The sequence below is a fragment of the Halobacterium rubrum genome, assembly GCF_021729015.1.
GTDB lineage: Archaea > Halobacteriota > Halobacteria > Halobacteriales > Halobacteriaceae > Halobacterium > Halobacterium rubrum.
The window spans coordinates 1,278,210-1,303,042 of the sequence record NZ_JAJQQZ010000001.1 but is presented as its reverse complement, the minus strand read 5'-3'; the positions used below and the strand labels follow the sequence as shown (position 1 = coordinate 1,303,042).

Here is a 24,833-nt window from a genome sequence, read left to right as displayed (position 1 = left end):
GCCGCGTATGCAGGACGCACTACCGACGCTCGAACCGGGCGAGGTGACGCTGCTGCGCGGCGGCGACCGCGGCGCCGTCGCCGCGCTGGTGGCCGCCGAACTACGGGAGCGCGACGGGCTCGCTCGCTGGGTGGACGCGCGCAACCACGCGTCGACGTACGCGCTGACCGGCCACGGGGACCGCCGCCGGCTGCTCGACCGCGTGCGGGTGGCGCGGGCGTTCACCGCCCACCAGCACCACGCGCTCGTCCGCCAGCTCGTCAGGGAAGTCCGGCGGCCGACGAGCCTCGTCGTGGCGCCGGCCGTCGACGACCTCTACGGCGACGACGACCTGCTGGCCGCCGAAGCACAGCGGCTCCGCGAGGCGTCGCTGTCGACGCTGGCGGCGCTCGCCGACGCCCGCGACCTCCCCGTCCTCGTCACCGCGACGGACCCGGACGCAGTGAGCGAGCACGCCGACCGGGCTATCGACGTCGAGGAGACCAGATTCGGCCGGCGCTTCGAGGGCGAGGACGGCGAGACGACCACTGCGTACTGGACCCGGGGCGGCTGGCAGACCACTATCCCGTACTGGGTCGACCTCGTGGGCCGGGTGGAGCCGGAGCCAGACCAGCCGGTTCCCCACCTGGAGGAGGTGCTGGGCTGATGGGGCGGACGAACGGGACGTACCGCCAGCACCTTGACGCCTACGAGCAGCGCTGTCAGTCGTTCCGGCGGGCGCTGCGCCGGGAGCGCAAGCCGGACTTCGACCGCGTGTTCGAGCGCGCCCGGAACCACGCCCACGCCGCCGGCCACCTGAACGCGCCCGACCCCGAGCGCGCCGCCATCCTCTCCGTGCTGGTCGCCCAGGAGGCGGCCATCCGAGACCTGCGGGAACAGCTGGCGGACCTGCAGCAGGCGGCGGACGGGGCGGAAATCGAGGAAGCGACCGGGGCCGGAGCCGACTGATGGCGTACGCCTTCGACGTCCACGCCGGCGACGCCGAGGGGGTGACGGCGTGGCACCTCACCGAGGACGGCGCGCGCGCCGAGCGCGACCGTGACTACCGGCCGACCGTGTTCGTGCACGCCAGCGACGGTCCGCTGGGCGCGCTCGCGGACGCCCTCGACGACGACCCGAAGGTCACCGGGCTGCGGTGGGCCGACCGCTACCTCGACCTGCACGCCGACGAGCGCTCGGAAGTGCTGGCGGTGGACGTCGAGCGCGTCGGCGAGGTGTCGACGCTCGCCCGCGAGGTTCGGGTGCGCCACGAGGCCGACTTCGCGCCCGGGACGTTCCGGCTGTACGACGTGGACTTCTCGCCGGGGTTCCGGTACTGCGTGGAGACCGGCACCGACCCGTCGCCGGCCCGAGACCTGCGGACGCTCGCGGTGCGGACGACCGACGAGGCGCTCGCCCGCGACGACCTCACCGAGCTGCGAATCGACGGCGAGCGCGTCGCGGGCGACGAGGCAGCGGTGCTGCGGACGCTCGCCACCCGAGTGGGGCGCGTCGACCCGGACGTGCTCGTGGTGAGCCACGGCGGCCTGCTGGAACTGGCGAGCGAGCGCGCGGCCGCCCTCGGCGTCGACCTCCAGTGGGGCAGGGCGGCTGGCGGCGTGACCCAGTTGTCGGCGGCGAGCACGTACGAGAGCTACGGGCGCACCGGCCACTCGCCCGCCCGCTACACGGTGCCGGGGCGGGCGGTCCTCGACGAGTCCAACAGCTTTCTCTGGGGGCAGTCCGGGCTGGCGGGCCTGCGGTACCTCGTCGAGCGCTCGTGGAAACCCATCGAGGAGGCGGGCTGGGCGAGCATCGGGAACGTCCTCACGGCGATGCAGACCCGGGAAGCGCTCTCGCGGGGCGTGCTCGTCCCGTGGAACAAGTGGGAGCCCGAGACGTTCACCGACGCCCGCACGCTGCATGCCGCCGACCGCGGCGGCACCACGCTCGCGCCCGAGGTCGGCCGCCACGAGGACGTCTACGCCGTTGACTTCGCCTCCCTCTATCCGACCATCATCCGCGAGTACAACGTCAGCCCGGACACCGTGCTCTGCGACTGCCACCCCGACCGGGAGGTGGTGCCGGAGCTCGGCTACAACCTCTGCCCCGAGGACGGCTTCCTCGGGGACGTGCTCGGGCCGCTGCTCGACGACCGAAGAGACATCAAGGAAGCACTCGCAGAGGGTGCCAGCGGCGGGCAGCGCGAGCGCCTCGAAGCGAAGTCGTCGGCCATCAAGTGGGTGCTCGTGTCGTGTTTCGGCTACCAGGGCTACCGGAACAGCAAGTTCGGGCGCATCGAGTGCCACGAGGCCATCAACGCCTTCGCGCGAGACATCCTCCTGTCGGCGAAAGAGACCCTCGAGGCGGCGGGCTGGCACGTCGTCCAAGCCATCGTCGACAGCGTCTGGGTGACGCCGCGCGACGACCCCGAGCCTATCGATTCGGTCTGCGAGCGCGTCACCGACGACCTCGGCGTGCGCCTCGAGCGCGACGGCCACTACGACTGGGTGTGTTTCGTCCCCCGGCAGGACGGCACCGGTGGCGCGCTCACGACGTACTTCGGGAAGGAAGCCAGCGAGGGAGACGGCGACGACGGGGACCGCGAGCCGACGTACAAGCTCCGGGGCATCGAGGCGCGGCGGCGGTCCACACCGTCGTTCGTCGCGGACTGCCAGCGCGGCTGGCTGGACGCACTCGACGACGGCGGCCCGGAGGCGGTCGTAGATGCCCTCGAACGCGACCTCGCCGCGCTCCGGAGCGGGCGCGTCGACCCCGCGGACCTCGTGGTTACCCGCCGCGTCTCGAAGCCGGCCGGCGAGTACAGCCGCGAGACGCGCGCCGTCGGGGCGCTCCGCCGGTACGACGCCCACGGCGTCGACCGCCACCCCGGGCAGAGCGTCGAGTACGTCGTCGTCGACGACGACGCCGACCGCACCCGCCAGCGCGTCCGGCTGCCGTTCGAGGACGCCAGCGGCTACGACGCCGACCACTACGCCGACCGGCTCGTCCGGGCAGCCGAGACCGTGCTGTCGCCGTTCGGCTGGGACCGCGGCCGGGTGGAGCGCGCGCTCCGCGAGACACGCGACCTCTCGCTGTCGGCGTTCTGAGGAGGGCGGTCGGCGGCGCCGCTACCGCCGCCCGCAATCAATTCACTTTTGCGTGCCGCGAGAGAATCGAGTGGTATGAGCTTCGAGAAGGGCGACACGGTCGTGCTCCACGAGAAACACAGCGAGTACGACGGCGAAGCGGGCGAGATCACGCAGACCGCCGAGACGATGTTCGGCGACGTCAACTACACCATCAGCTTCGAGGACGGCCAGGAGGCCGGCGTCCCCGAGGACAGCCTCGAAGCAGCCCCCGACGCCGAGGTCGGCAGCGACGACGAGGACGAGGAGGCAGACGCCGACGCCGAGGACGACGAGTAACGAGTCTTTTACGCGTCGGCAGCGTACGCCGGCGCAACAATGAGTGAGGTTCCGTTCCACTACATCGACCTCCGGGTGTTCTGCTACGACACGGAGGCCGAGTCGCGCGTAGAGGACGCGCTCCGGCACTTCCTCCCCGAGGACTTCGAAATCGAGCGCACGACCAGCGAGGGCCACCTCGGCGACCGCATCGTCGTGCTGTCGACGCGCGTCGAGCTCGCCGACGACATGCGCCACGTCCTCGGCCAGCTCCGCGACGGCGCCGACATCGAGCAGATTCGCGGTCAGCTCGACCAGCGCGTCGACGAGAACTGCTCGCTGTTCGTCCACCTCGACAAGCAGGAGGCGTTCCTCGGGGACGCCCAGCTCGGCGACGGCATCTCGCTGCGCGCGAAGGTCGAGGCCTACCCCGCGAAGAAGGAGGCCGCCGTGGAGAACGCGCGGGACGCGCTGTCTTCCTGACGCCTCAGCCGGACCACTCGCCGCCGATGTCGCCGGCGACGTTCTCCCGCCACTCCTCGAAGCGCGCCTGACAGTCGGGGTTGGCGTCGGCGTGGTCGACGAAGCCGGCGCCGCCGTCCGGTAGTCGGGCGCCACAGAACGGACAGGCGTCCGGGTCGTTCCAGTCCACGTTCTCGGGGTCGGGTGCGTCTCCCATGTGGGTTCCTACCACGGCGAGCGCCATAGCCGTTGCCGGGCCAGTGGCGTCGAGTCGGGCGGCGCCCGGACCGCACCCGTTTTTACCGCTCGGTCGCCAACCCGGGAGCGTGTACGAGGCGGTCCACGCCCACCCCGAAGGCGAGAGCACGGCCGCGCGGCTGGCGGTGACGGCGGCCAGCGACGGCTACGACGGCGTCGTGGTGCGAAACTGGCGGGACGCCGAACCCGAGCGGGACCGCGACTCCGTCAGCGACGAGGCAGGTGTGGACGTGGTGACCGGCGCCGAGCTATCGGTGACCGACCGGTCGCAGGCCAGCGGCCGCATCCGGAGCGTTCGCGGCGAGGTGACGGTGCTGGCTGCCCGGGCGGACTCCCCGGACACGAACCGGTTCGTGGCGGAGTCCGAGCGCGTGGACGTGCTGGCGTCGCCGATGGCGGGCGGGGGCGACGTCAACCATGTCGTCGTGAAGGCCGCGCGGGACCACGGCGTGCGACTGGAGTTCGACCTGTCGCGGGTGTTGCGGGAGAGCGGCGGCGACCGCGTGCAGGCCCTGCGGGGGCTGCGGAAGCTCCGGGAGCTCGTCGAGCACTACGACGCGCCGTTCGTCGTGAGCGCGCGGCCGGCCAGCCACCTCCACGTGCGGGCGCCCCGGGAACTGGTCGCCGTCGGCGAGGAGCTCGGATTCACCGAGTCCCAGATTCGGGCGGGGCTGGGCGAGTGGACGCACCTGGCGGCGCGGAACCGCCGGCTGCGCTCCGAGGACTTCATTGCGCCGGGCGTCGAACGTGGCCGGTATGAAGAAGACGCTTGACGAGCACGCCGCGCGCTTCGACGACGTGGCGGCGGAGTACGACGACGAGGAGACACCGGAGTACAACGAGTGCGTCGCGCTCGTGCTCGAACACGCGGACGTGACCAGCGACGAGACCGTCCTGGACCTCGGCTGTGGGACGGGCGCCATCGCGCTCGGACTCGCCGAGGAGGCGGGCGAGGTCGTGGGCCGGGACATCAGCGAGGGGATGATGGAGCAGGGCCGCGAGAAGGCGGCCGATCGCGGGCTGGAGAACGTCACGTTTGGCGAGGGCCGGTTCCGCGAGCCGAACTACGACGGCGACGTCGACGTGGTGACGTCGAACTTCGCGATGCACCACCTGAGCGACGCCGAGAAGCGCGAGGCCATCGACGTCGTCGCCGACCTCGAGCCCCGGCGCGTCGTGCTCGGGGACGTGATGTTCTTCGGGGAGCCGAACCCGGAGGACCCGTTCTACAGCCCCGAGGTCGACGACCCGGCGACGGTCGGCGTGCTCGCCGACGCGTTCACCGACGCCGGCTACGCGCTCACCGAGGTGGAACTGGTCCACGACCAGGTCGGCGTGCTCGTTGCCGACCGCCGGGAATGAAACACCTCCCGAAGCACCTGCGGCCGCGCTGGCGGTACCTCGCCGTCGAACTGGAGGCGTGGCCGGACGCCGGCGTCCGCCGCGGCGAGTTCCAGCGCGCGGTCTGGTTCGCGGCCGCGAACCTCCTGGGCGACCCGGGGAGCGCGGACGCGGACCTGCGCGTCGTGGAGTACTCGTTCCGGGACGGCGCCGGCGAGGCGCTGGTGCGGGCGCGGCGCGGCGAGGTCGACCGGGCGCGCGCAGCGCTGGCCTGCGTCAGCGAGGTCCGCGGCGACCCCGTTCGCGTGGCCGTTCGCGGCGTCTCCGGGACGATGCGCGCAGCCGAGGAAAACTACTTGGGGGAGACGGCTGAACCGTCACGCGAGGACGACGTCGCGTTCGGTGGCGGCGGCGAACGGTCCGGGGTCGCGCGCGGCGAGCGCGTGGACGTCGACGACGCCGGGTCGTGGGTCGGCGCGACGCGACGCGACCACGGGTGACACCGACCATGCAGGGACAATCCCAGCAGCAGGCCTACGACCGCGGCAGCACCATCTTTTCGCCGGACGGCCGGCTCTATCAGGTCGAGTACGCGCGGGAAGCGGTCAAGCGCGGGTCGCCGAGCATCGGCGTGCGGACCGCCGACGGCGTCGTGCTCCTCGTGGCCAAGCGCCTGTCGTCGCCGCTGATGGAGGCGGCGTCCGTCGAGAAGATACACAAGGTAGACGACCACGTCGGCGTCGCGAGCGCCGGCCACGTGGCGGACGCCCGCCAGCTCGTGGACTTCGCGCGGCGGAACGCACAGGTGAGCAGGCTCCGGTACGGGGAGCCCATCGGCGTGGAGGCGCTGACGAAAGACGTCACCGACCACGTCCAGCAGTACACGCAGGTCGGCGGCGCGCGGCCGTTCGGCGTGGCGTTGCTGGTCGCGGGCATCGACGGCGACGGCAGACCGCGGCTGTTCGAGACAGACCCGTCGGGGACACCCTACGAGTGGAAGGCGCTGGTCGTCGGCGAGGACCGCTCCGAGGTGCAGACGTACCTCGAGGACGAGTACGAGCCCGAGCTCGACCTGACGGACGGTGTCGGGCTGGCGCTGCGGGCGCTCGGGGAGGTCCGAGAGCACGTGACGCCGGACGCCGTGGGCGTCGCGACCGTGGACGCCGAGTCGCGGTCGCTCGTCCGGCTGACCGACGACGAGGTCGCCGAGTACCTGGAGGAGTACGGCCTGCTCGCGGACGGGGACAGCGACGAGGAGCCGGAGCGAGACGGCGAGCCGGACTGAGGCGACAGGGGACAGCCTGCGGCGTGGCGAAATCCGGCGACGGCGAGTCGGCGAACGCTCGTCGGGGAGAAGGTCTTTTGTGGCCCCCGTCGAAGGGTGTGGTATGATTTCGCTCGACGACGCCGTGACCGCTCGCCTCGAGACCCACGGCGAGCGCTTCGAAGTGCTCGTAGACCCGGACGCGGCCCTGGAGATGAAGCGCGGTGAGTTCGAGGGCGAACTCGAGGACGTCATCGCTGCCCGCGACGTCTTCGAGAACGCCTCCCGGGGCGACCGGCCCGCCGAGGAGGACCTGGAGGAGGTGTTCGGGACGACAGAGCCCCTGGACATCATCCCGGAGATCATCGAGGACGGCGAGATACAGATCACCGCCGAGCAGCGCGAAGAGATGCAGGAGCGCAAGAAGCGCAATCTCATCAACACCATCTCGCGGAACGCCATCAACCCCCAGATGGACGGCGCGCCACATCCGCCGGACCGCATCGAGAGCGCGCTCGAGGAGGCGGGGTTCACGGTCGACCCGATGACGCCCGCCGAGGAGCAGGTCGACGACGCGCTGGAGGCGCTGCGGCCCGTGATTCCGATCCGGTTCGAGGAGATGACCGTCGCCGTCCAGTTGCCGGCGGACTACGCCGGCAGCGGGCAGGCGAAGCTCCGGGAGTTCGGGGAGCTGGAGCGCGAGGAGTGGCAAGCCGACGGCTCCTGGGTAGGCGTCATCACGTTCCCCGCGGGGATGCAAGACGAGTTCTACGGACGCGTGAACGAAGTGTCGGAGGGAGAGGGCGAGACCAGCGTCGTGAAGGACAAAGACGACCTGAAGACCCGGTAGTTACCCCTTCCGGAAGCCGACGAGGAAGCCGCCGGTGAACCCCGCGCTCACCGAGAGCGTCGAGAGGATGGTGCTCATCCAGGAGGGCGGCGTGGAGGCGGAGCCGACCTCGGCGGCCTGCATCATGCCGCCGCTGAGTCGGTCCCAGTCGACGGTGAGGATGCCCCGTGATTCGAGGAACTTGAACAGCGCGAGCTCGAGCCCGACGATGACGGCGATGAGTTTCGCGATCTTCTTCGCCGCGAACCCGATGATTGCCCCGATGCCCGCCCCCGTGCCGAACTCGATGCCGAGGGTGGTTGGGTCGATGTCCATCATGGTGTTCAGTCGGCCACCAACTGGTAAGACTCTTGTGCCCGTCTGGGCGCCCCGCCCGGGGCTTAAGTGGACAGGGCGCGTAGCACCGGGCGAGTGACAGGAGACATCACGGACCGGGCCGTCGTCGCGAAGCGTGTCGACGACGGCGACCCAGAGACCGCCGAAATCCGGGAGCTCGTTCGAGCCGCAGGCTACGAGGTCGCGGGCGAAGTCACGCAGACCCGGACCGCCGACCCCGCGCTCCAGCTGGGCGAGGGGAAGGTTGCGGAGGTCGCCGCGCTCGTCGAGCAGACGGACGCCGACCGCGTGGTCTTCGACAACCGGCTCGGGCCCTACCAGACGTTCAATCTGGGCCAGGAGCTGCCCGACGGCACGGAAGTCGTCGACCGGTTCCGGCTGATTCTGGACATCTTCGGGCAGCGCGCCCACACCCGGAAGGCCCAGCTGCAGGTGGAACTGGCGGAGCTGCGGTACGAGCTGCCGCGGGCGGAGGCGAAGACGAGCCTCGCGAAGCGCGACGAGCGCCCGGGGTTCATGGGGCTGGGCGAGTACGACGAGAGCCGCGAGCAGGACATCAAGGCCCAGATCTCCCGGATTCGGGACGAACTGGAGAAGATCGAGAAGACGGAGGCCCAGCGCCGCGAGACCCGCCGGGAGTCCGGGTTCGACCTGGTGGCGCTGGCAGGGTACACGAACGCGGGGAAGTCGACGCTGTTGCGGCGGCTGGCGGAGGACGTCGACGTCGACGAGAACGAGGACCGGCACCCGGACCTCGACACCATCGCGGAGTCCCAGGACCGGCTGTTCACGACGCTGGGGACGACGACCCGGCGGATGGAGCTGGAGCGCCGGAACGTCCTGTTGACGGACACGGTCGGGTTCATCAGCGACCTGCCGCACTGGCTGGTGGAGTCGTTCAAGTCGACGCTGGAGTCCGTCTACCAGGCGGACCTCGTCCTGCTGGTGGTGGACGCCAGCGAGCCCCTCGACGACATCCGGGAGAAGCTGGCGACGAGCCACGACACGCTGTACGAGCGCAACGAGGCGCCCATCGTCACGGTGTTCAACAAGGTCGACCGTGTGGCCGACGACGAGCTCGCCGAGAAGATGGAGGCGCTGGCGGCGCTCGCCCCGAACCCCGTGGCCGTCAGCGGGCTCGAGGGAATCAACCTCGGTGAGCTCCGGGAGCGCATCGACGACGAGCTCCCGGCTCGCGAGCGCGAGCGCCTCGTGCTCCCGATGACCGAGGACACGATGAGCGTGGTCTCGTGGGTGCACGACCACGCGTACGTCCGGGACGTCGACTACGGCGACGAGCAGGTCGTCATCGACTTCGAGGCGCGGCCGACCATCGTGGAGCGCTCACACGCGAAGGCGAGCGAGCTGGTCGCCGAGGCCTGACTGACCGACGGACTACTCCAGCGGCCGCTTCTCTTTGGCCACGACCTCGACGTCCCGGACAGCGGTGCCCGGGTACTGGCCGTCGTCGTCTTTCTCGGCAGCCTTCACCATGTCCCAGACGACGTTCAACCCCGTAGTGACGCCCTCCAGGGCCTCCATCTCGCAGCCGGTCTTCCCCGTGGTCTCGACGGCGACCTCGAGGACGATGCACTCCTCGCGCACGTCGAAGTCGGTGTCGACGTTCGTGATGGGAATCTGGTGGCACATTGGGATGGTCTCCCACGTGTGCTTGACGGCCTGAATCGCGCCGACTCTGGCCGTCGCGAGCACGTTGCCCTTCTCGACGTCGTCGCCGCGGACGGCGTCGACGGTCGACGACGAGAGGTGAATCTCGCCGCGAGCGACCGCTCGGCGAGCCGTGTCGGGCTTGTCGCCGACGTCAACCATCTGGACGTCGCCGTCGTCGGTCGTGTGGGTCAGGTCGTCGCCGTCGCCGCCTTCGCCCGCACCGCCTCCCTCAGGCATCGCGACCACCCCAGAGGGCGTCGGGGAGGGCGTCGAGGACGTCGGTGGCGAGCAGGCCGTAGCCGTGCTCGTCGACGACCCGGTCGCCGGCGTCGCCGGTGGCGTACGCGCCGACGCTCGCCGCCGGAACGGGGTCCTGCGTCGAGAGCATCGCAGCCGTGGCACCCGCGAGCACGTCGCCGGTGCCGCCGACGGTCATGCCGGGGTTTCCGGTGCGGTTCACGCGCGTGGTCTCGCCGTCCGAGACGACGTCGTGGGCGCCCTTCACGAGCAGCGTGTGGCCCAGTTCCGCGGCGAACGCTTCGACGGCGTCCGCTCGGTCCCGCCAGTCGTCTGCGCTGGGACCCCCCATCTGCTGGAGTTCGCCCTGGTGGGGGGTGCAGACGAGCTTGGCGTCCGTTTCCACGCCCGGGACGGCCTGCAGAGCGTCGGCGTCCACAACCGCGCGGCCGTCGAAGTCGGCGAGGAACGCCTCGACGGCGGCCAGCGTCGTGTCGGCGTCGCCGAGGCCCGGGCCGAGCACGACCACGTCGACGTCGGCGGCGCGGTCGAGCAGTTCGGGGACGTGCTCGGGGACCAGCCTGGTGCCGACGAGGCCGTCGACGATGAGATTCTCGCTGAACCCCTGGACGTCGCCGGCCACCTCGTCCGGGACGGCGAGGAAGGCGAGGTCGGCGCCGGCCCGGAGCGCGGCCTGCGCGGACAGCGCCGGCGCACCCACGTAGGGGCCGCCGCCGACGACGAGCACGCGGCCGAAGTCGCCCTTGTGGCCGTGGGGGTCGCGCTCCAGTTGCTGGAGGTCGCCCGGCCCGACGAACAGCTCGGCGGCGTCCGGGATGCCGATGTCCGCGACGGTGACATCGTCCCGGTCGGCGAGCGCGGGCTTGGTGTCGTGGAAGGTGACGACGCGGTCGGCGTCGACGGCGACGCCCGGCGTCTCGCCCGTGTCGGCGTCCACGCCGGAGGGAACGTCGACGGCGACGACGGTTGCGCCGGTGTCGTTGATGCTGCGGACCGCCGTGGCTTCGGGTTCCCGGGGTGCGCCCGAGACGCCCGTACCGAGCAGCGCGTCGACGAGGACGTCTGGGTCGCCGAGGGCCAGCGTCCGGGAGTCGGTCACGACCTCGGTCTCGTAGTCGCCCTGTCGGAGGGCGTTCCAGTTCTCCCGGCTGATGGTCGAGTTGATGGACTCGGTGCGCCCGAGCAGGTGGACGGTGACGTCGTAGTCGTCGAGGAAGCGCGCGGCGACGAACGCGTCACCGCCGTTGTTGCCGCGGCCCGCGACGACGGCGACGCTCGCGCCGGGTTCCGCGGCGCTGCGGACCTCGCGCGCGACGGCGTTGCCACTGGACTCCATCAGTTGCTTCCGGGGGACGCCGAGCGCCTCGGCGTTCCGGTCGACCGCCGCCATCCGGTCGCTGCCGATCATGGCCGCTCCTTCGACGGCCGTCCTAAAAGGTCCGCGGTGAACGTGCCCGCCCGACTGTGCCCACCACCTCCTCGGCGACCGACAGACATAGCCACCTAGCCGGATATGTCCGAGTCAGCGGCGTATCTCGAAGCCGTCGACGCCCTCCGGGGCCTCGTACTCGACAGCCACGTCCCCGACGCTGGCGGCCGGGCTGCCCTCGTGACACCACTCGACCACCGACTCAACGGCCGCCTCGTCGCCCTCGAAGACGGCCTCGACGCGGCCGTCCCGGAGGTTCCGCACCCAGCCGTCGACGCCGGCCTCGCGGGCGGCGTCCCGGGTGCTCGCGCGGTAGTAGACGCCCTGTACCTTCCCGGAGACGAACACGTGTGCGCGGACTCGCTCGCTCATACGTGGCAGTTGGTCGGCGGTCTCGAAAAGGCTACGCCGACGCCTCGCCGCCCGACCGCAGGTAGTGGAAGAGGTACGTCTGCGTGTAGCCAGCGTACGGCCCGAGCCGTTCGCGGAACGCCCGCGAGGTGTCGGCGTAGTTCCCGCGGTCGCAGTCCGGGTAGTGGTCCTCGATTGCGGTCTGCATCCACGTGTCCAATGGCACGGCCTCGAGGTAGCCAAGCGAGAACAACAGCACGCAGTCAGCGACCTTGTCCCCGACGCCGACGAACCCCGTCAGCTCCTCGCGGGCGAGTTCGTACGCGCGACCGCGGACGTCGCACTCGGTGAGCTCGCCGGACGCGACCAGCTCGGCCGTGCGCTGGACGTACGGCGCGCGGTACCCGAGCTTGAGGTCGCGCAGGTCCTGCTCAGTGGCGGCCGCGAGCGCTTCGGGCTCGGGGAAGCCGTGGACGGTCTCGCCGTCGAACGTGATCGGGTCGCCGTACTCTCGGCGGAGGCGTTCCTGCATCTCGAAGATGCGCTCGACCCGCATCTGGGCCGAGCAGATGAACGACACGAGACAGCCGAAGAAGGGGTCACGGACGATCCGCAGCCCCTCGTAGGCGTCCCAGGCCGCGCCTGTCAGGTCGTCGATGTGGGTGGCGTCGCGGATCTCGTGGAGGTCGTCGCGGAGGCCGAGCAGGTCCCGGACCAGCGGTGCGGCGTCGGTCGTCGACCGCCACTCGACTGCGGTGTCGGTCTGGCGGACGTCGACGACGTCGCCGTCGACAGCGGTCCGGTACCAGGCGTCGCCACCGGTCAGTCCGTCAGTCCGGTACGTGTCGCCGTCCGGCCGCCACCAGAGGTACGTCTGCCCGCTCTCCAGTGTCGCCTGGACGTCGACCGCGCCCGGGACCGAGTCGAGGGGGATAGCGCCGCGCTCCATCACCACGCACTGGGTGGTTCGGGGCAAAGTCCCCGTCGGTCTCGGGCCAAAGTTCTTCTACGAGGCATGCGAACGTATCACTTGGCTATGGATTGTAGGGTGGTCGTCGAGGCTGCAGTCCCCGTGTACGACGTGCAGTCCGCAGACGAGGCCGTTCGCATCGCCATCTCGAAGACCGGGGAGATGCTGAACCCGGACCTGAACTACGTCGAGATAGAGATGGGTGAGCGCGCCTGCCCGCACTGCGGGGAGGACCTGGAACCGGCGTTCGTCGCCGCCGACGAGAGTCTGGTCGCGCTCGAACTCACGATGACGGTGTTCAACGTCGAACGCGAGGAACACGCCTCCCGCATCGCGCGCAAGGAGATCGGGCAGCGCCTCGAGAACATTCCCCTGGAGGTCCTCGCTGTCGACGTCGTCGACGAGGACGCCGAAGAACAGGAGGAGACGGGAGACGCCAGCGGCGACGCAGAGGCGTCCTGAACGAGGCGTCGACGGCAGGACGGCACGGCGCGGGCGTAGCTACCGCTGGGGAGTGTGGACGTGTGTACTGCTACTGGGAGGCGTCGCGCGTCGACGAATCAGTCGGCGGAAGCAGGGACAGCTTCCGTCTCCTCTTCCTCGTCTTCCGTCGCCATCGTGGATGTAATGCCGCCCGCGAGTGCGAAGACCGCAGCCTTGTGGTCTGTCTTGGATTTGTGAATAGACGTCGGTCGTACCCCGAGTTCCTCGTACTCGTCGAGGTCGACATCCTCTGCTGCGTTCTCCTCGTAGTAGTTGCTGACCTCGGCGAGAAGGCCGTGAAGGTGGATGAGCTCCTGCTTCTTCATGACAACACGTCCTAACGGACACGGGGTTATAGTATTATCCTGAGAACCGTTCACACGACCGCACGTGAACGATAAACGGGTTGTACCGTGTTGCCAGAGTTCGTCGTGAAACCCTTTTGTGCCGGCCGCCACTTCAACGGCGTATGGACTACGAAGAGCAACTCGACCGCGCGATGGACCAGAAGCCCGACATCGCGGGCAGCGAGAGCCGGTTCGAGGTCCCCGACCCCGAACTCCGGGAGGAAGGCAACGTCACCGTCTACGAGAACTTCCAGTCGACGCTGTCGGACCTCGGCCGCGAGGAGGACCACGTTCTGAAGTTCCTGCAGAACGAGCTGGGGACGAGCGCGAGCATCGACGAGAGCGGCCGCGCCCGCCTCACGGGCGAGTTCAGCCAGCGTCGGATGTCGGACACGCTCGACGAGTACGTCGAGACGTACGTCAAATGCCCCGAGTGCGGGCTCCCGGACACGAACCTCGAGACGGTCGAGGGTGCCGAACGCCTGCACTGCGAGGCCTGCGGTGCGCGGTCGTCTGTCTGAACGGTCTACTGTAGCTTCTTGAGGTTCTCGAGGTCGCGGTCGGTCCGCGCGAACAGGGCCGTGCGTCTCGTCGCGTGACACTCCGGACAGCTGAAGTTCTCGTCGTGGGCGGGCAGCTCGCTGGGCGTGCTCTCCCAGTTCTTCGAACACTCGGGACAGGACAGCTGCACGAACGCCTCGTGTGCCATACTGTATCGTGGAAGCGGCACGGGGAAAAGCCTTGTCGCCGCTCTCGCAGCGCGGCAACTCCCTCGGGTGGTTATTGGACTGGCGGGTTCACTCGCGCAGCACGAGCAGGGCCGCCGCCAGCACCGCAGCCAGCGCGGCAGCGACGCCGAAGCCGGGCACACTCCCGCCGTCCTCGCCGTCGTTGCCGTCGTTCATCGAGTCGTCGTCGCCCATCGTGGTCTCGTCGTCCATCGAGTTGCCGCCGTCGTCACCCATCGACGCCGGGCTGACCGTCGCCGCGTCGACGACGGCACTCCCGTCCATCACGTACGGACCGTCGGCGTCCGGGAACTCGTAGGCCTGATCGCCGTCGGTGTCGAGGTGCGCCATCGCGACGAGTTCCGTCTCGGCGTCGACGTCAGTCGACAACTGGATGGTGATGTCCTCGTGCGTACCGGGGCCGCGGTACGCCGAGTACCCGAGCACCTCGCCGGGTTCGCCACCGTCGCTCGCGTGGATGACCACGTAGCCGCCCTCGTTCCACGTGACGCTGTCAACGGTGACACTGCTGCCCGCGGTCGTCTGGTCGCCGAACGTCAGCGACGCGGACTCGGGCGCGTCGGCGGCTGCCGTCGTCACGACCGGCTCGCCGCCGGCCGTGTACGGGCCGTCCTCGCTGCCCTCGCTCTCCACGAACGTGTACGTCTGGTCGTCGTCGGTGTCGCGGTGCGCCATCGGCACGAGCGTCGCGTCGGCGTCGAGTTCGTCAGCGAGCGTGACGGTGACGTTCTCGTGCGTGCCGGGCGCGAGGTACGCACTCGTCCCCCGCACGCTGTCGAAGACCGCGCCCTCCGTGACGGAGGCGTCGTGAATCGTCACGAACCCGCCGTCAGCCAGCGTCACGGAGTCGACCGTAACCGTGGCGCCGTCGGTCGACTGGTCGCTGGCGGTGACGCTCGCCGTCACGAGCGTCGTCGCCGAGTCGACCACGGCGCCGCCGTCAGCCGTGAACGGACCGTCCTCGGCGCCCTCGCTCTCCACGAACGTGTAGTTACCGTCGTCGTTGGAGTCGGCGTGCGCCATCGGCGTGAGGACCTGCGTCTCGTTGACTGCAGCGTCCAGCGTGACCGTCACGTCCTCGTGGACGCCGGCCTCGAGACGGTCGCTGACCCCGACCACGCTCCCGAGCGCGTCACCGGCGCCGAGGCTCGGGTCGTGGACGGCGACGAAGCCGGGTTCGGAGAGGTCCACGCGGTCGACGGTGATGGTGTGGCCGTCGGACGCCTGTGTCTCGTAGTCGAGCGCGGCGGCGACGGTCGCCTCACCGGTGTCGACCACGGCCTCGCCGTCGGCCGTGTACGGGCCGTCGGCGTCGCCCTCACTCTCCACGAAGGTGTACGTCTGGTCGCCGTCGGTGTCACGGTGTGGCATCGCGACGAGCGTCCCGGACTCGTTCAGCGGCGCGTCCAGCGTCACCGTCACGTCGCGGTGGAGGCCCGGTTCGAGGTACGTGCTCGTCCCGCGAACGCTGTCGAAGACCGCGCCCTCCGTGACGGAGGCGTCGTGAATCGTCACGAACCCGCCGTCGGGGACGAACACCTCGTCGACGACCACGGAGTGGCCGCCGGTCGCCTGCGCGTCGAACGTGGCGTTCGCCTCGCTCTCGGTGGTCACGGCGGCCGTATCGACGACGGCGTTGCCCCCGGCGTCGGTGAACGGGCCGTCCTCGCTGCCCTCACTCTCCACGAACGTGTACGTCTGGTCGCCGTCTGTGTCCCGGTGTGGCATCGGCAGCAGCGTGTCGTTACCCACGCTCTCGTCCAGCGTCACGCGCACGTCCTCGTGGACGCCGGCCGAGAGGTACTCGCTGTGTCCGACGACGCTGTCGAGGACGGCACCGTCCAGCAGACTGCTGTCGTGGACGGCGACGAAGCCGGGCTCAGAGAGTTCGACGCGGTCGACCACGACGGACTCGCCGTCGGTCGGCTGGTCGCTCGCGGTCACCGTCGCGGAGGCCGTGACGGTCGCCGAGTCGACGACCGCACCGCCGTCCGCGGTGTAGGGGCCGTCGACCTCGCCGTTCGCGGAGACGAACTCGTAGACGCGGTCCCCGTCGGTGTCGCGGTGGGGCATCGCGGTCAGCGTCGCGTCCTCGCTCACCGGCGATTCGAGGCGGACGGTGACGTTCTCGTGGGTCCCCGCCTCGAGGTACACCGAGGACCCGACGACGCTCCCCAGTGTCTCACCGTCTCCCAGCGATTCGTCGTGGACGGTGACGAACCCGCCGTCTTCGAGGGTGACCGAGTCGACGGTGACCGTGTACCCGCCGGTCGTCTGCGCGTCGAAGGTGACCGACGCGTGGCTGGAAGCGGAGTCTGTACCGGTGGTCGCGGTCGCCGGCCCCACTGCGAACAGGGAGGCCACGACTACGGCCGAAAGCGCCAGTGCCGTGATTCGTTGCCGCATGACACACACGTCGGCCATCCGGCAAAAGACAGTTTTCCGAACTGACACCCAAATCCCACCGAAAACGCCCCAGAATCGTCCGAGAAGTGCTCTTGGCTGGTTCAGGAGGGCGTCTGGCGCTGGCGATCCTCGGGCGTCCAGTTGCTCGACGACGGCGACCAGCGGGAGCGAGGGGAGCCGACGGCCACCCGGTCAGTCCCAGGTAACCCACAGCAAAAACGAGATGGCGAACGTCTCCAGTACCTGCAGGCTCATCATCGCCGACGCGGGCGTCTCCGGCAGCCCGAAGAACCAGCCGGCCATCATCGGATGCCACGTGAAGTAGTAGAGGCCGAGGGCGTTCTCCGCCAGCACGAGCGCGCCGAACGCCAGCAGGCCGAGGGCGTGCTTCGACCCGAACGCGCGGTAGTTCCGGACCCAGATCGCACACAGCACCGCCAGCAGTGCTACGTTCAGGCCCATCGCCACCCGAGTCACCGACGCCCAGACTGTCATCTACACCACCGTTGGCAACTACGACAGTTATACACTTTCCCAAATTCCGCCGTGTTCTCCCCGTTGTGTCGCCTCATCACGATTCGGCCTCCTCGATGATGTCCTCGACCGTGTCCCAGTGCTCTCGCACGCGGTCCGTCGGCAGATAGACCGCGCCGTAGTCGTCCCCGCTGGACTCCACGATGTCGTTGTCCACGAGCACGTCGAGGTGGTGGCGCACCGTCTTGTAGTCCAGATCGAGGTCTTCAGCCAGCTGGTTCGCGTTCCGCGGTCGTTCGTCCACCGCGCGCAGGAGCCGCACCCTGTTCGGGCCGCCACGCGTCCCGGTCAACACGTACCACAGCGCGGCCTCCATTGCCCGAGCCGTCGGGGGGAGGTCACGTAAAGGTACCCGAACGGCGTCGGCGTCGCCCGGGGTTTCCCGGTCAGACCGTGAACAGGTGGCCGGCCTCGGGCACGTCGAACAGCCCGATGCGGGCGCCGGCGTCCAGCCACGCGTGACCGTAGGAGAACGCCGCGAGCGCGTTCACGGGGTCGTCGTGCTCGCGGAAGTGCCGGCCGTCCTCGAGGTAGGACTCGGCCATCTCGAGGTACTCCGCGGCGGCCTCGCCCAGCGGCGAGTCCGCGGGCGGGACGGGGTCGGCTTCGGCGAGCGCGTCGGCGAGCAGGCCCTCGTAGCGGTCGGTCTTCTCGTCGAGGTCGGCAGCCATACGCCCCGTTGGGTGGACGCCGGCGGTAAGTGCTTCGCTGCCGGTCGCGAGCCGCCAGCGGTCGGCCCGGCGCCGGCGTCGCTACCGGCACGCTCGCACGTCAACACAACGTACAAACGGCCCGGTCGTCGATGTAGAGGCATGACCGACGACGTCGTCGAACACCGGAAGCTGGTGATTGCCGGCTCGGGAATCGCCGCACTGAGCGCGGCGATATACGCCGCCCGCTCGAACAACGACCCGCTGCTGTTCGAGGGTGACGAGCCGGGCGGCCAGCTCACGCTCACGAGCGAGGTGGAGAACTACCCCGGGTTCCCCGAGGGTATCTCCGGCCCCGAACTCATCAACGACATGAAAACGCAGGCCAAGCGGTTCGGCGCCGAACTCGAACACGGCATCGTCGAGTCCGTCGACGACTCCGTGCGGCCGTTCCGCATCGAGCTGTCGAACGGCGACGCCTACACCGCCGACGCCGTCATCGTCGCCTCGGGGGCCAGTGCGCGCACCCTCGGCATCCCCGGCGAAGACGAGCTGATGGGCCAGGGCGTCTCGACGTGTGCGACCTGCGACGGCGCGTTCTTCCGCGGCGAGGACATGGTCGTCGTCGGCGGCGGCGACGCCGCGGCCGAGGAGGCGAGCTTCCTGACGAAGTTCGCGGACACCGTCTACCTCGTCCACCGCCGGGACGAACTCCGCGCCGAGGACTACTGGGCGGACCGCGTCCAGGACCAGGTCGAGGACGGCGACATCGAGGTGCTGTGGAACACCGAAGCCGTCGAGGTCCACGGGTCGCCCGAGGAGGGCGTGACGGGCACGACGCTCGTCCGCCACCCCGACGGTCACCCGACGGCGAAACTCGACGACGACGAGACCGAACAGCTCGAGCTCGACGTCGGCGCGTTCTTCGTCGCCATCGGCCACACGCCGAACACCGAGTTCCTCGAGGACACCGGCGTCGAACTGGACGACGCGGGCTACGTGCAGACGGTCGGCGGCACGGGCGGCGGCCAGACCGCGACCGACGTCGAGGGCATCTTCGGCGCCGGCGACGTCGTCGACTACCACTACCAGCAGGCCGTCACTGCGGCCGGCATGGGCTCGAAGGCGGCCATCGACGCCGACGACTACCTCGAGGACCTCGCCGACGCCGTCGCCAGCGAGGGCAGCGAGGAGGAGACCGCGACCGCCGACGACTGACTGCACCCCGTCCCGACGGACCCCCAGAAGCTATTTTCCCAGCGCGCGACACCAGCCGGCCGTGAGCAGAGCCCTCCCCACACTGACAGTTGCCCTCCTCCTCGTCGTCGCCGGCTGTTCCGGCGGCCTGCAGACAGCCGGCGACGAGTACACCGAGTCCGAGGTCGTGGCGCTGGTCACCGAGATGGACGCCAGCGACGCGCGGGAGCTCTCGACGACCCACCGACAGACGCTCGCGAACACCAGCGGGTACCGCGGCGTCCACGAGACCAGCGAGAACGGCGACGTCTCGTACACCCGGACCGTCGTCGTCGACCGGCGGGACCACCGGTTCGTCAGTGACTGGCGGGACGCCGACCACGGCGAGGGCGAGGTGTTCGCGAACGTGTCCGGCACGTACCGGCGGTATCGAACGTTCGACAACGAGTCGGTCCAGTACACCGTCCGGACGGACGAAGACCGTCGGTTCGTGGACGGCTCGCGGTTCGCGTACGAACTCCCGCTGCCCGCCGACCCCGTCCTCCAGCGTTACGACTTCGAGTACGTGCGCAGCGACGACGGCCTGTACTACTTCGCGGCGGACGGCCTCGTCGACCCCGACAGCGTCCCGGTCAGCCAGTCCTACTGGGAGATGGACGAGGTAGTGAACGCCAGCGCCCGCCTCGTCGTCCACGAGGACGGCTACGTGCGCGAGTTCTCGTCGACGCTGACCTTCGACCGCGGTCACTCGGCGGCGACCACGACCGCCAGCAGGTCGATGACGGTTCGGGCCGTCGGCGACGCGAACGCCGAGAAGCCACACTGGGTGGACGAGGCGGCCGGGGAGACTGAGTGACACCGGGAACGCTCACCACCGAACAGCCGCCGGCGCACAGCGACAGTCGTCGGAACCGTGAAGCAGCGTGGCTCGATACCCACACCCATTTGAGGCGCCGCCGCCTCCGTGAGAGCATGGACGAAGCCACGTTCACCATCGAGGACCCGGACGGCAACACAGACGACGTCACGCTGCCTGCGGGGCTCGTGGACCTGTTCGCCGAGGAAGACGACGAGTCGAACGCGCAGGTCGTCGGCGACATCGCGCTGATGGCGTTCGCGCAGCGCGCCCACGCCGTTGTCCACCACAGCGAGGAGCAGGTCGACGACGAACTGGAGGCCATCGAGCAGGCGGCACTCGACCAGTTCGAGGAGCGCTTCGGGCAGACGTTCGGCGAAGCGACCGGCCACCAGCACTAGCTGGCGACGCGACGCCCGGGCCTCGCTCGGGACGGTTTCTGCAGTTTCGCGACGACGACGGCGACGACCAGCGACGCGTCGCGGTGCGGGCGTCCAGTCTCGCGGTCGGAAACCTGGAGAAGCAACAGCAACACCAGCAGCGACAGCGACAGCGCCGGCGTCAGCAGTCGTACTCGAGGAGGACCCCGTCGTCGACGCGCTCGACGCCCGTGAGGTCGAGTTCGGGGAAGTCGTCGACGAAGCCGTCGCCGTCGGCGAGCGTCGGGGCGTCTCGGCCGCCGATTATCTGGGGCGCGACGAATACGGAGAGTTCGTCGACGAGGTCGTCGGCGAACAGCGAGAAGATGAGCTCGCCGCCGCCCTCGACCATGAGCCGGTCGACGCCCTGGGCTTCCAGTTCGGCGAGCGCGTCGGGGATGTCGACGCGGGTCTCGCCGGCAACGACCACTTCGGCGCCGGCGGCTTCCAGCGTCTCGCGGTGCTCGACGGGCTCCGCCTCGGCGACGAGGACGTACGTCTCGGCGGCGCCGTCCAGAATCCGGGCGTCCGGAGGCGTGCGGGCGTGCGAGTCGGCGACAACACGGGCGGGGTGCGGGGACTCGCCGCGCTCCTGCCGGGCGGCCACCCGGTCGTTGTCGTCGAGCGTCAGTGAGGGGTCGTCGGCGAGGACCGTGCCGACGCCGACCATCACGGCGTCGACGCTCGCGCGCAGTTCGTCGACGCGCTCGAAGTCGGCGGGGCCGCTGATGGCGACCTGCTCGCGGCGGCGGGTGGAGAGCTTGCCGTCAGCGCTCATCGCGGCGTTCACGACGACGTGCATACCCTCGGGTTCGGCGCCCGACCCAAACCGGTTTCGCTGCGCCTCTCTCTCGCGCGCACGCTCGCTCGCGAACGCTTATACCCCGGGCGGACCGAGACTAGGCCGTATGAACGTCGACGATCACGCCGAGGAGCTCGCCTCCGACCTCGGTGTAGACAAAGCGGAGGTCAAAGAGAACCTGCAGAACCTCGTGGAGTACAGCGTGCCGCTGGAGGAGGCAAAGCGCAGCCTCCGGCGGAAGTACGGCGAGGAAGGCTCCTCGTCGTCCGAGGGGCCGACTGCCGTCGACATCGCGGACGTCGGCCCGGACAGCGGGAACGTCACCGTCACCGTGACGGTGCTGACCGCCGGGAAGCGGTCGATTCGCTACCAGGGCGACGACCACGTCATCGGCGAGGGCGAACTCGCCGACGAGACCGGCCGCATCTCCTACACGGCGTGGGAGGACTTCGGACTCGAACCCGGCGACACGGTCACCATCGGGAACGCCAGCGTCCGCGAGTGGGAGGGCCAGCCCGAGCTGAACTTCGGGGAGTCATCGACGGTCACGAAGGCCGACGATGGCATCGAGGTGCCCTACGAGGTGGGCGGCGACCGCGACCTCGCCGTCCTCTCGCCGGGCGACCGCGGGCGGAACGTCGAGGCGACAGTCACCGAGGTCGAGGAGCGAACCATCGACGGCCGGGACGGCGAAACCGAGATTCTCTCCGGCGTGCTCGGCGACGAGACTGCGCGCCTGCCGTTCACCGACTGGGACCCGCACGGTGAAATCGAGGAAGGGGCGTCCATCCGCGCCGAGGACGTCTACGTCCGCGAGTTCCGGGGCGTTCCGTCGGTGAACGTCTCCGAGTTCTCGACCGTCGAGGCGCTCGACCGCGAGGTCGAGGTCGGCGGGCCGACCCGGATGGCGATCCGGGAGGCCGTCGACCGCGGCGGCGCCTACGACGTCGAGCTCGTCGGGAACGTCATCGAGGTCCGGGACGGCTCCGGCCTCATCCAGCGCTGTCCCGACTGTGGCCGGGTCGTCCAGAAGGGGCAGTGCCGCCAGCACGGCGAGGTCGAGGCCGAGGACGACCTGCGCGTCAAGGCGATTCTGGACGACGGCACCGACACCGTCACCGCGATTCTGGACCGCGACCTCACCGAGGACGTCTACGGCGGCACGCTGGAGGACGCCCGCGAGCAGGCCCGGGAGGCGATGGACCAGTCCGTCGTCGCGGAGACTATCGCCGAGGACGTGGTCGGCCGCGAGTTCCGGGTTCGGGGCCACCTCTCGGTCGACGAGTACGGCGCGAACCTCGAGACCATCGAGTTCGCGGAGAGCGACGACGACCCGGCTGCGCGTGCCGAGGCCTTCCTCGAGGAGGTGGAGGCATGAGCCAGTCCGACGGCGGCGATGGCGAGGACGAGGTCAACCGCAGGGAGGTCGCCTACCGGCTGTTCGCGGCGGAGTTCGACGACGCCGACTTCTCGTACGCCGAGAGCGAGGAGGAGCGCGCGCCGAACTACGTTGTCACGCCGACCGGCGCGCGCGTCAATCGGCTGTTCGTCGTGGGCGTCCTGACGGAGATCGAGCAGGTGAACGACGACGTGGTGCGCGCTCGCGTCGTCGACCCGACCGGCGCGTTCGTCGTCTACGCCGGCCAGTACCAGCCCGAGGCGCTCGCAGCCCTGGAGTCGGCGGAGACGCCGTCGTTCGTCGCCGTCACCGGGAAGGCCCGGACGTTCGAACCCGACGACGGCGACGTGGTGTACACGTCGATTCGCCCGGAGACCGTCAGCGAAGTCGACGCCGAGACCCGGGACCGCTGGGTCGTCACGACCGCCGAACGTACCGTCGACCGCGTCGCGACGGCGGCCGCCGCCCACGAGCGCGTGGAGCGCGGCGACCAGCTCCAGTCGGTGCTGGAGGACGCGGGTGTCGACCCGAGTCTCGCGTCGGGCATCCCGCGCGCCCTCGACCACTACGGGACGACGCCGGCGTACCTGGCGGCCGTCCGGGACCTCGCAGTCGGCGCCGCTCGCGTGGTCTCCGGTGACGCCGAGTCTGCCGGCGACCTCGACGTGCGCCCGGGTCAGGCGGGTGACGAGTCCCTCGACTTCGCCGCCGACCTCGACGCCGCCACGACGGCGGCAGCGAGCGGCACCGAGGAGACGGCGTCGGCGCCGGACGTGGAGACCGGGGCGGCGCCCGCGGACGAAACTGCAGAGGAGTCCGAGGCGACGCCTACCCGCAGCGACGAAGGCGCTGCGACCGGTTCGGAGGACGGGACGCCCTCGGAGCTCGCTGGGGACGGGGAGCCGAGTCCCGAACCGGCGGCGGAGACGCCGTCGCCGAGCGAAGTCGCCGCCGAAGCGAGCCCGGACGCGGACACCGGCTCGCAGGCCGACGACAGCGACGTCGACGAAACCGAGGCGGTGGACGAGGTCGGCGACGAGGAGGTCGCTGCCGCGGACGCACAGGCCGCCGGCGACGACGGCGAGATGTACGAGCTCTCCGAGGAGGAGCGCGAGGAGGTCAAAGAAGAGTACGGCGTCGGCTTCTCGACCGGCGGCGAGATTCCGGAAGCCGGCGAACACGACATCGACGCACCGGGCCCGGACGAGGGCGTCGAGCCCGCGGGGGAAGCGGCCGAAGACGCCGCCGGGGAGAGCGTGGGCGAGGACAGCGACACCGGCGACGACCTCGGCGACTTCGACGCCGGCAGCGACGAAGGCGAGAGTGGAGACGGAGACGAGGCGGAAGCGGAGGGCAACGTCTTCACGCAGGACGAGGCCGACGGGGACGGGGACGACGACCTCGACGACTTCACCGAGGACGCGTACGACGAGCCGGAGTCGGACGCGGAGGACGACGAGTCGCCGCCCGCCGACGTCGACCTCGAGGACTACGTCGTCGACCTGATGGACGACCTCGACGACGGCGACGGTGCGCCCCGCGACGAGGTCCTCACGACTGCGGCCGACGACCTCGACGCCGACCAGGGCGACGTCGAGGAGGCCATCCAGTCGGCGCTGATGAGCGGTCGGTGCTACGAGTCCGGCGACGACCACCTGAAAGCCATCTGATGGCGCTCGTCGAGCCCGTCCCCGGGGAGCCGGCCGCGACGGCGGCACTCGGAGACGAGCGAGCGCTCGTGGTGGCCGACTACCACGCCGGCATCGAAGTGTCGCTGCGGCGGGAGGGACTGGAAGTCGAGAGTCGCGGGCCGCAGCGCCGGCGCCGGCTCCAGCGGCTCGTGCGCGACGAGCGCGCGGACCGCGTTGTGTTCCTCGGAGACCTCGGGCACGCAATCGGGGCGCCGGACGGCGCCGAGCGCGAGGAACTCGAGGCGCTGTTCGACGCGCTGGACGTGCCGGTGACGCTCGTCGCGGGCAACCACGACGGCGGCATCGAAGCGGGGTTCCCGGACAGCGTCGAGGTGACCCCGACTGACGGCACGGTCCTCGGCGACGTGGGGTTCGCGCACGGCCACACCTGGCCCAGCTCCGACGTGCTGGCGGCCGAGACGGTCTGCGTCGGCCACGAGCACCCGGCCGTGCGACTGGAGGACGACGTCGGCGGGACGCGAGTCGAGCGCGCGTGGCTGCGCGGACCGCTGGAACCCGAGCCGTTCGAGACCCACTACGACCGCGAGATACCGGTGCCCGGCGACCTCGCCGTCTTCCCGGCGTTCAACAACCTCTCGGGCGGGACGTGGGTGAACGTCGAGGGGCAGGGATTCCTCGCGCCGTTCCTCCCCGCGGGGTGTCCGGACGCCGAACTCTACCTGCTCGACGGCACCCGGCTGGGCCACTTCGGCCGTGTGTAGTC

32 protein-coding genes are annotated in these 24,833 nt (G+C 70.2%); 19 read left to right on the top strand and 13 right to left on the bottom strand.

Annotated elements, in window-relative coordinates:
* Positions 1 to 7 precede the first annotated feature (7 nt).
* The 5 genes from LT971_RS07170 to LT971_RS07150 all read left to right on the top strand — a co-directional run bounded on the left by LT971_RS07170 (position 8) and on the right by LT971_RS07150 (position 3,869).
* Positions 8 to 646: a hypothetical protein gene (locus tag LT971_RS07170; RefSeq protein ID WP_237006165.1), complete on the top strand. Its 639-nt coding sequence runs from the start codon at positions 8 to 10 to the stop codon at positions 644 to 646.
* A complete protein-coding gene (locus LT971_RS07165) occupies positions 646 to 948 on the top strand; it encodes a DUF8156 family protein (RefSeq protein ID WP_237006164.1) in 303 nt (100 codons plus the stop codon). The genes LT971_RS07170 and LT971_RS07165 overlap by 1 nt, the downstream gene beginning before the upstream one ends.
* Positions 948 to 3,089 (top strand): type B DNA-directed DNA polymerase, encoded by a 2,142-nt coding sequence (locus LT971_RS07160; RefSeq protein WP_237006163.1) that lies wholly within the window; start codon positions 948 to 950, stop codon positions 3,087 to 3,089. The genes LT971_RS07165 and LT971_RS07160 overlap by 1 nt, the downstream gene beginning before the upstream one ends.
* Before the next feature lie 75 nt (positions 3,090 to 3,164).
* Complete coding sequence (locus LT971_RS07155; RefSeq protein WP_237006162.1) at positions 3,165 to 3,407, top strand: DUF1918 domain-containing protein; 243 nt, start codon at positions 3,165 to 3,167, stop codon at positions 3,405 to 3,407.
* A 39-nt stretch (positions 3,408 to 3,446) separates the two neighbouring features.
* Positions 3,447 to 3,869: an RNA-binding protein gene (locus LT971_RS07150; RefSeq protein ID WP_237006161.1), complete on the top strand. Its 423-nt coding sequence runs from the start codon at positions 3,447 to 3,449 to the stop codon at positions 3,867 to 3,869.
* A 4-nt stretch (positions 3,870 to 3,873) separates the two neighbouring features.
* On the opposite strand, the gene LT971_RS07145 is transcribed toward LT971_RS07150, so the two are convergent.
* Complete coding sequence (locus tag LT971_RS07145) at positions 3,874 to 4,065, bottom strand: DUF7501 family protein (protein WP_237006160.1); 192 nt, start codon at positions 4,063 to 4,065, stop codon at positions 3,874 to 3,876.
* A gap of 109 nt (positions 4,066 to 4,174) precedes the next feature.
* On the opposite strand from LT971_RS07145, the gene LT971_RS07140 reads away from it, so the two are divergent.
* The 5 genes from LT971_RS07140 (at position 4,175) to LT971_RS07120 (ending at position 7,561) form a co-directional block, all read left to right on the top strand.
* Entirely contained in the window at positions 4,175 to 4,879 is a 705-nt protein-coding gene (locus LT971_RS07140) for an RNase P subunit p30 family protein (RefSeq protein WP_237006159.1), read from the top strand.
* Positions 4,863 to 5,468 (top strand): class I SAM-dependent methyltransferase, encoded by a 606-nt coding sequence (locus LT971_RS07135; protein WP_237006158.1) that lies wholly within the window; start codon positions 4,863 to 4,865, stop codon positions 5,466 to 5,468. Before LT971_RS07140 ends, LT971_RS07135 begins: the two co-directional genes overlap by 17 nt.
* Complete coding sequence (locus LT971_RS07130) at positions 5,465 to 5,947, top strand: Rpp14/Pop5 family protein (RefSeq protein WP_237006157.1); 483 nt, start codon at positions 5,465 to 5,467, stop codon at positions 5,945 to 5,947. The genes LT971_RS07135 and LT971_RS07130 overlap by 4 nt, the downstream gene beginning before the upstream one ends.
* An 8-nt stretch (positions 5,948 to 5,955) precedes the next feature.
* Positions 5,956 to 6,732, top strand: coding sequence for an archaeal proteasome endopeptidase complex subunit alpha (gene psmA, locus LT971_RS07125; protein ID WP_237006156.1), 777 nt, complete (start codon positions 5,956 to 5,958; stop codon positions 6,730 to 6,732).
* Positions 6,733 to 6,835: 103 nt separating this feature from the next.
* Positions 6,836 to 7,561 (top strand): ribosome assembly factor SBDS, encoded by a 726-nt coding sequence (locus tag LT971_RS07120; RefSeq protein WP_237006155.1) that lies wholly within the window; start codon positions 6,836 to 6,838, stop codon positions 7,559 to 7,561.
* On the opposite strand, the gene LT971_RS07115 is transcribed toward LT971_RS07120, so the two are convergent.
* Entirely contained in the window at positions 7,562 to 7,879 is a 318-nt protein-coding gene (locus LT971_RS07115) for an FUN14 domain-containing protein (protein ID WP_237006154.1), read from the bottom strand. It abuts the gene before it with no gap.
* Between the two features lie 93 nt (positions 7,880 to 7,972).
* Here LT971_RS07115 and hflX point away from each other — a divergent pair, with 93 nt between their 5' ends.
* Positions 7,973 to 9,280 carry a GTPase HflX gene (hflX, locus tag LT971_RS07110; protein WP_237006153.1) on the top strand — a complete coding sequence of 436 codons (1,308 nt, stop codon included), beginning with the start codon at positions 7,973 to 7,975 and terminating at the stop codon, positions 9,278 to 9,280.
* Between the two features lie 12 nt (positions 9,281 to 9,292).
* On the opposite strand, the gene moaC is transcribed toward hflX, so the two are convergent.
* The 4 genes from moaC to LT971_RS07090 form a co-directional block, all read right to left on the bottom strand.
* Positions 9,293 to 9,805 (bottom strand): cyclic pyranopterin monophosphate synthase MoaC, encoded by a 513-nt coding sequence (gene moaC / locus LT971_RS07105; RefSeq protein ID WP_237006152.1) that lies wholly within the window; start codon positions 9,803 to 9,805, stop codon positions 9,293 to 9,295.
* A complete protein-coding gene (locus LT971_RS07100) occupies positions 9,798 to 11,234 on the bottom strand; it encodes an NAD(P)H-hydrate dehydratase (protein ID WP_237006151.1) in 1,437 nt (478 codons plus the stop codon). The genes moaC and LT971_RS07100 overlap by 8 nt, the downstream gene beginning before the upstream one ends.
* A gap of 114 nt (positions 11,235 to 11,348) precedes the next feature.
* Complete coding sequence (locus LT971_RS07095) at positions 11,349 to 11,627, bottom strand: acylphosphatase (RefSeq protein ID WP_237006150.1); 279 nt, start codon at positions 11,625 to 11,627, stop codon at positions 11,349 to 11,351.
* A 31-nt stretch (positions 11,628 to 11,658) separates the two neighbouring features.
* A complete protein-coding gene (locus LT971_RS07090; RefSeq protein ID WP_237006149.1) occupies positions 11,659 to 12,555 on the bottom strand; it encodes a DNA-3-methyladenine glycosylase family protein in 897 nt (298 codons plus the stop codon).
* Positions 12,556 to 12,642: 87 nt separating this feature from the next.
* Between LT971_RS07090 and LT971_RS07085 the strand changes: the two genes are divergently transcribed.
* Positions 12,643 to 13,038 (top strand): DUF555 domain-containing protein, encoded by a 396-nt coding sequence (locus LT971_RS07085; RefSeq protein WP_237006148.1) that lies wholly within the window; start codon positions 12,643 to 12,645, stop codon positions 13,036 to 13,038.
* Between the two features lie 98 nt (positions 13,039 to 13,136).
* Here the strand turns inward: LT971_RS07085 and LT971_RS07080 are convergent, their stop codons facing one another.
* Positions 13,137 to 13,385: a UPF0058 family protein gene (locus tag LT971_RS07080; protein ID WP_237006147.1), complete on the bottom strand. Its 249-nt coding sequence runs from the start codon at positions 13,383 to 13,385 to the stop codon at positions 13,137 to 13,139.
* Between the two features lie 143 nt (positions 13,386 to 13,528).
* Between LT971_RS07080 and LT971_RS07075 the strand changes: the two genes are divergently transcribed.
* Positions 13,529 to 13,927: a translation initiation factor IF-2 subunit beta gene (locus tag LT971_RS07075; protein ID WP_237006146.1), complete on the top strand. Its 399-nt coding sequence runs from the start codon at positions 13,529 to 13,531 to the stop codon at positions 13,925 to 13,927.
* A 5-nt stretch (positions 13,928 to 13,932) separates the two neighbouring features.
* On the opposite strand, the gene LT971_RS07070 is transcribed toward LT971_RS07075, so the two are convergent.
* The 5 genes from LT971_RS07070 to LT971_RS07050 form a co-directional block, all read right to left on the bottom strand.
* Positions 13,933 to 14,115, bottom strand: a complete 183-nt coding sequence (locus tag LT971_RS07070) for a DUF7836 family putative zinc-binding protein (protein WP_237006145.1) — start codon at positions 14,113 to 14,115, stop codon at positions 13,933 to 13,935.
* Positions 14,116 to 14,203: 88 nt separating this feature from the next.
* Positions 14,204 to 16,561 (bottom strand): DUF7282 domain-containing protein, encoded by a 2,358-nt coding sequence (locus LT971_RS07065; RefSeq protein ID WP_237006144.1) that lies wholly within the window; start codon positions 16,559 to 16,561, stop codon positions 14,204 to 14,206.
* 192 nt (positions 16,562 to 16,753) lie between these two features.
* Positions 16,754 to 17,056: a DUF8036 family membrane protein gene (locus tag LT971_RS07060; RefSeq protein WP_237006143.1), complete on the bottom strand. Its 303-nt coding sequence runs from the start codon at positions 17,054 to 17,056 to the stop codon at positions 16,754 to 16,756.
* Positions 17,057 to 17,132: 76 nt separating this feature from the next.
* Positions 17,133 to 17,411 carry an ArsR/SmtB family transcription factor gene (locus LT971_RS07055; protein ID WP_237006142.1) on the bottom strand — a complete coding sequence of 93 codons (279 nt, stop codon included), beginning with the start codon at positions 17,409 to 17,411 and terminating at the stop codon, positions 17,133 to 17,135.
* A gap of 70 nt (positions 17,412 to 17,481) precedes the next feature.
* Positions 17,482 to 17,766 carry a DUF357 domain-containing protein gene (locus LT971_RS07050; protein WP_237006141.1) on the bottom strand — a complete coding sequence of 95 codons (285 nt, stop codon included), beginning with the start codon at positions 17,764 to 17,766 and terminating at the stop codon, positions 17,482 to 17,484.
* Positions 17,767 to 17,907: 141 nt separating this feature from the next.
* On the opposite strand from LT971_RS07050, the gene LT971_RS07045 reads away from it, so the two are divergent.
* From LT971_RS07045 to LT971_RS07035, 3 genes are all read left to right on the top strand, one after another.
* Entirely contained in the window at positions 17,908 to 18,963 is a 1,056-nt protein-coding gene (locus LT971_RS07045) for an NAD(P)/FAD-dependent oxidoreductase (RefSeq protein ID WP_237006140.1), read from the top strand.
* 61 nt (positions 18,964 to 19,024) lie between these two features.
* On the top strand, positions 19,025 to 19,798 hold the full coding sequence (locus tag LT971_RS07040; RefSeq protein WP_237006139.1) for a hypothetical protein: 774 nt from the start codon (positions 19,025 to 19,027) through the stop codon (positions 19,796 to 19,798).
* A 116-nt stretch (positions 19,799 to 19,914) separates the two neighbouring features.
* Positions 19,915 to 20,199 (top strand): DUF7545 family protein, encoded by a 285-nt coding sequence (locus tag LT971_RS07035; protein WP_237006138.1) that lies wholly within the window; start codon positions 19,915 to 19,917, stop codon positions 20,197 to 20,199.
* A gap of 160 nt (positions 20,200 to 20,359) precedes the next feature.
* Here the strand turns inward: LT971_RS07035 and LT971_RS07030 are convergent, their stop codons facing one another.
* Complete coding sequence (locus LT971_RS07030) at positions 20,360 to 21,019, bottom strand: 2,5-diamino-6-(ribosylamino)-4(3H)-pyrimidinone 5'-phosphate reductase (protein WP_237006137.1); 660 nt, start codon at positions 21,017 to 21,019, stop codon at positions 20,360 to 20,362.
* A gap of 106 nt (positions 21,020 to 21,125) precedes the next feature.
* On the opposite strand from LT971_RS07030, the gene LT971_RS07025 reads away from it, so the two are divergent.
* Genes LT971_RS07025 through LT971_RS07015 form a run of 3 tightly spaced genes read left to right on the top strand, consistent with a single transcriptional unit; the run spans position 21,126 to position 24,831 of the window.
* Positions 21,126 to 22,397, top strand: coding sequence for a Single-stranded DNA binding protein (locus LT971_RS07025; protein WP_237006136.1), 1,272 nt, complete (start codon positions 21,126 to 21,128; stop codon positions 22,395 to 22,397).
* Positions 22,394 to 24,088 (top strand): RPA family protein, encoded by a 1,695-nt coding sequence (locus LT971_RS07020; protein WP_237006135.1) that lies wholly within the window; start codon positions 22,394 to 22,396, stop codon positions 24,086 to 24,088. The genes LT971_RS07025 and LT971_RS07020 overlap by 4 nt, the downstream gene beginning before the upstream one ends.
* On the top strand, positions 24,088 to 24,831 hold the full coding sequence (locus LT971_RS07015; protein ID WP_237006134.1) for a metallophosphoesterase: 744 nt from the start codon (positions 24,088 to 24,090) through the stop codon (positions 24,829 to 24,831). Before LT971_RS07020 ends, LT971_RS07015 begins: the two co-directional genes overlap by 1 nt.
* Positions 24,832 to 24,833: the final 2 nt, after the last annotated feature.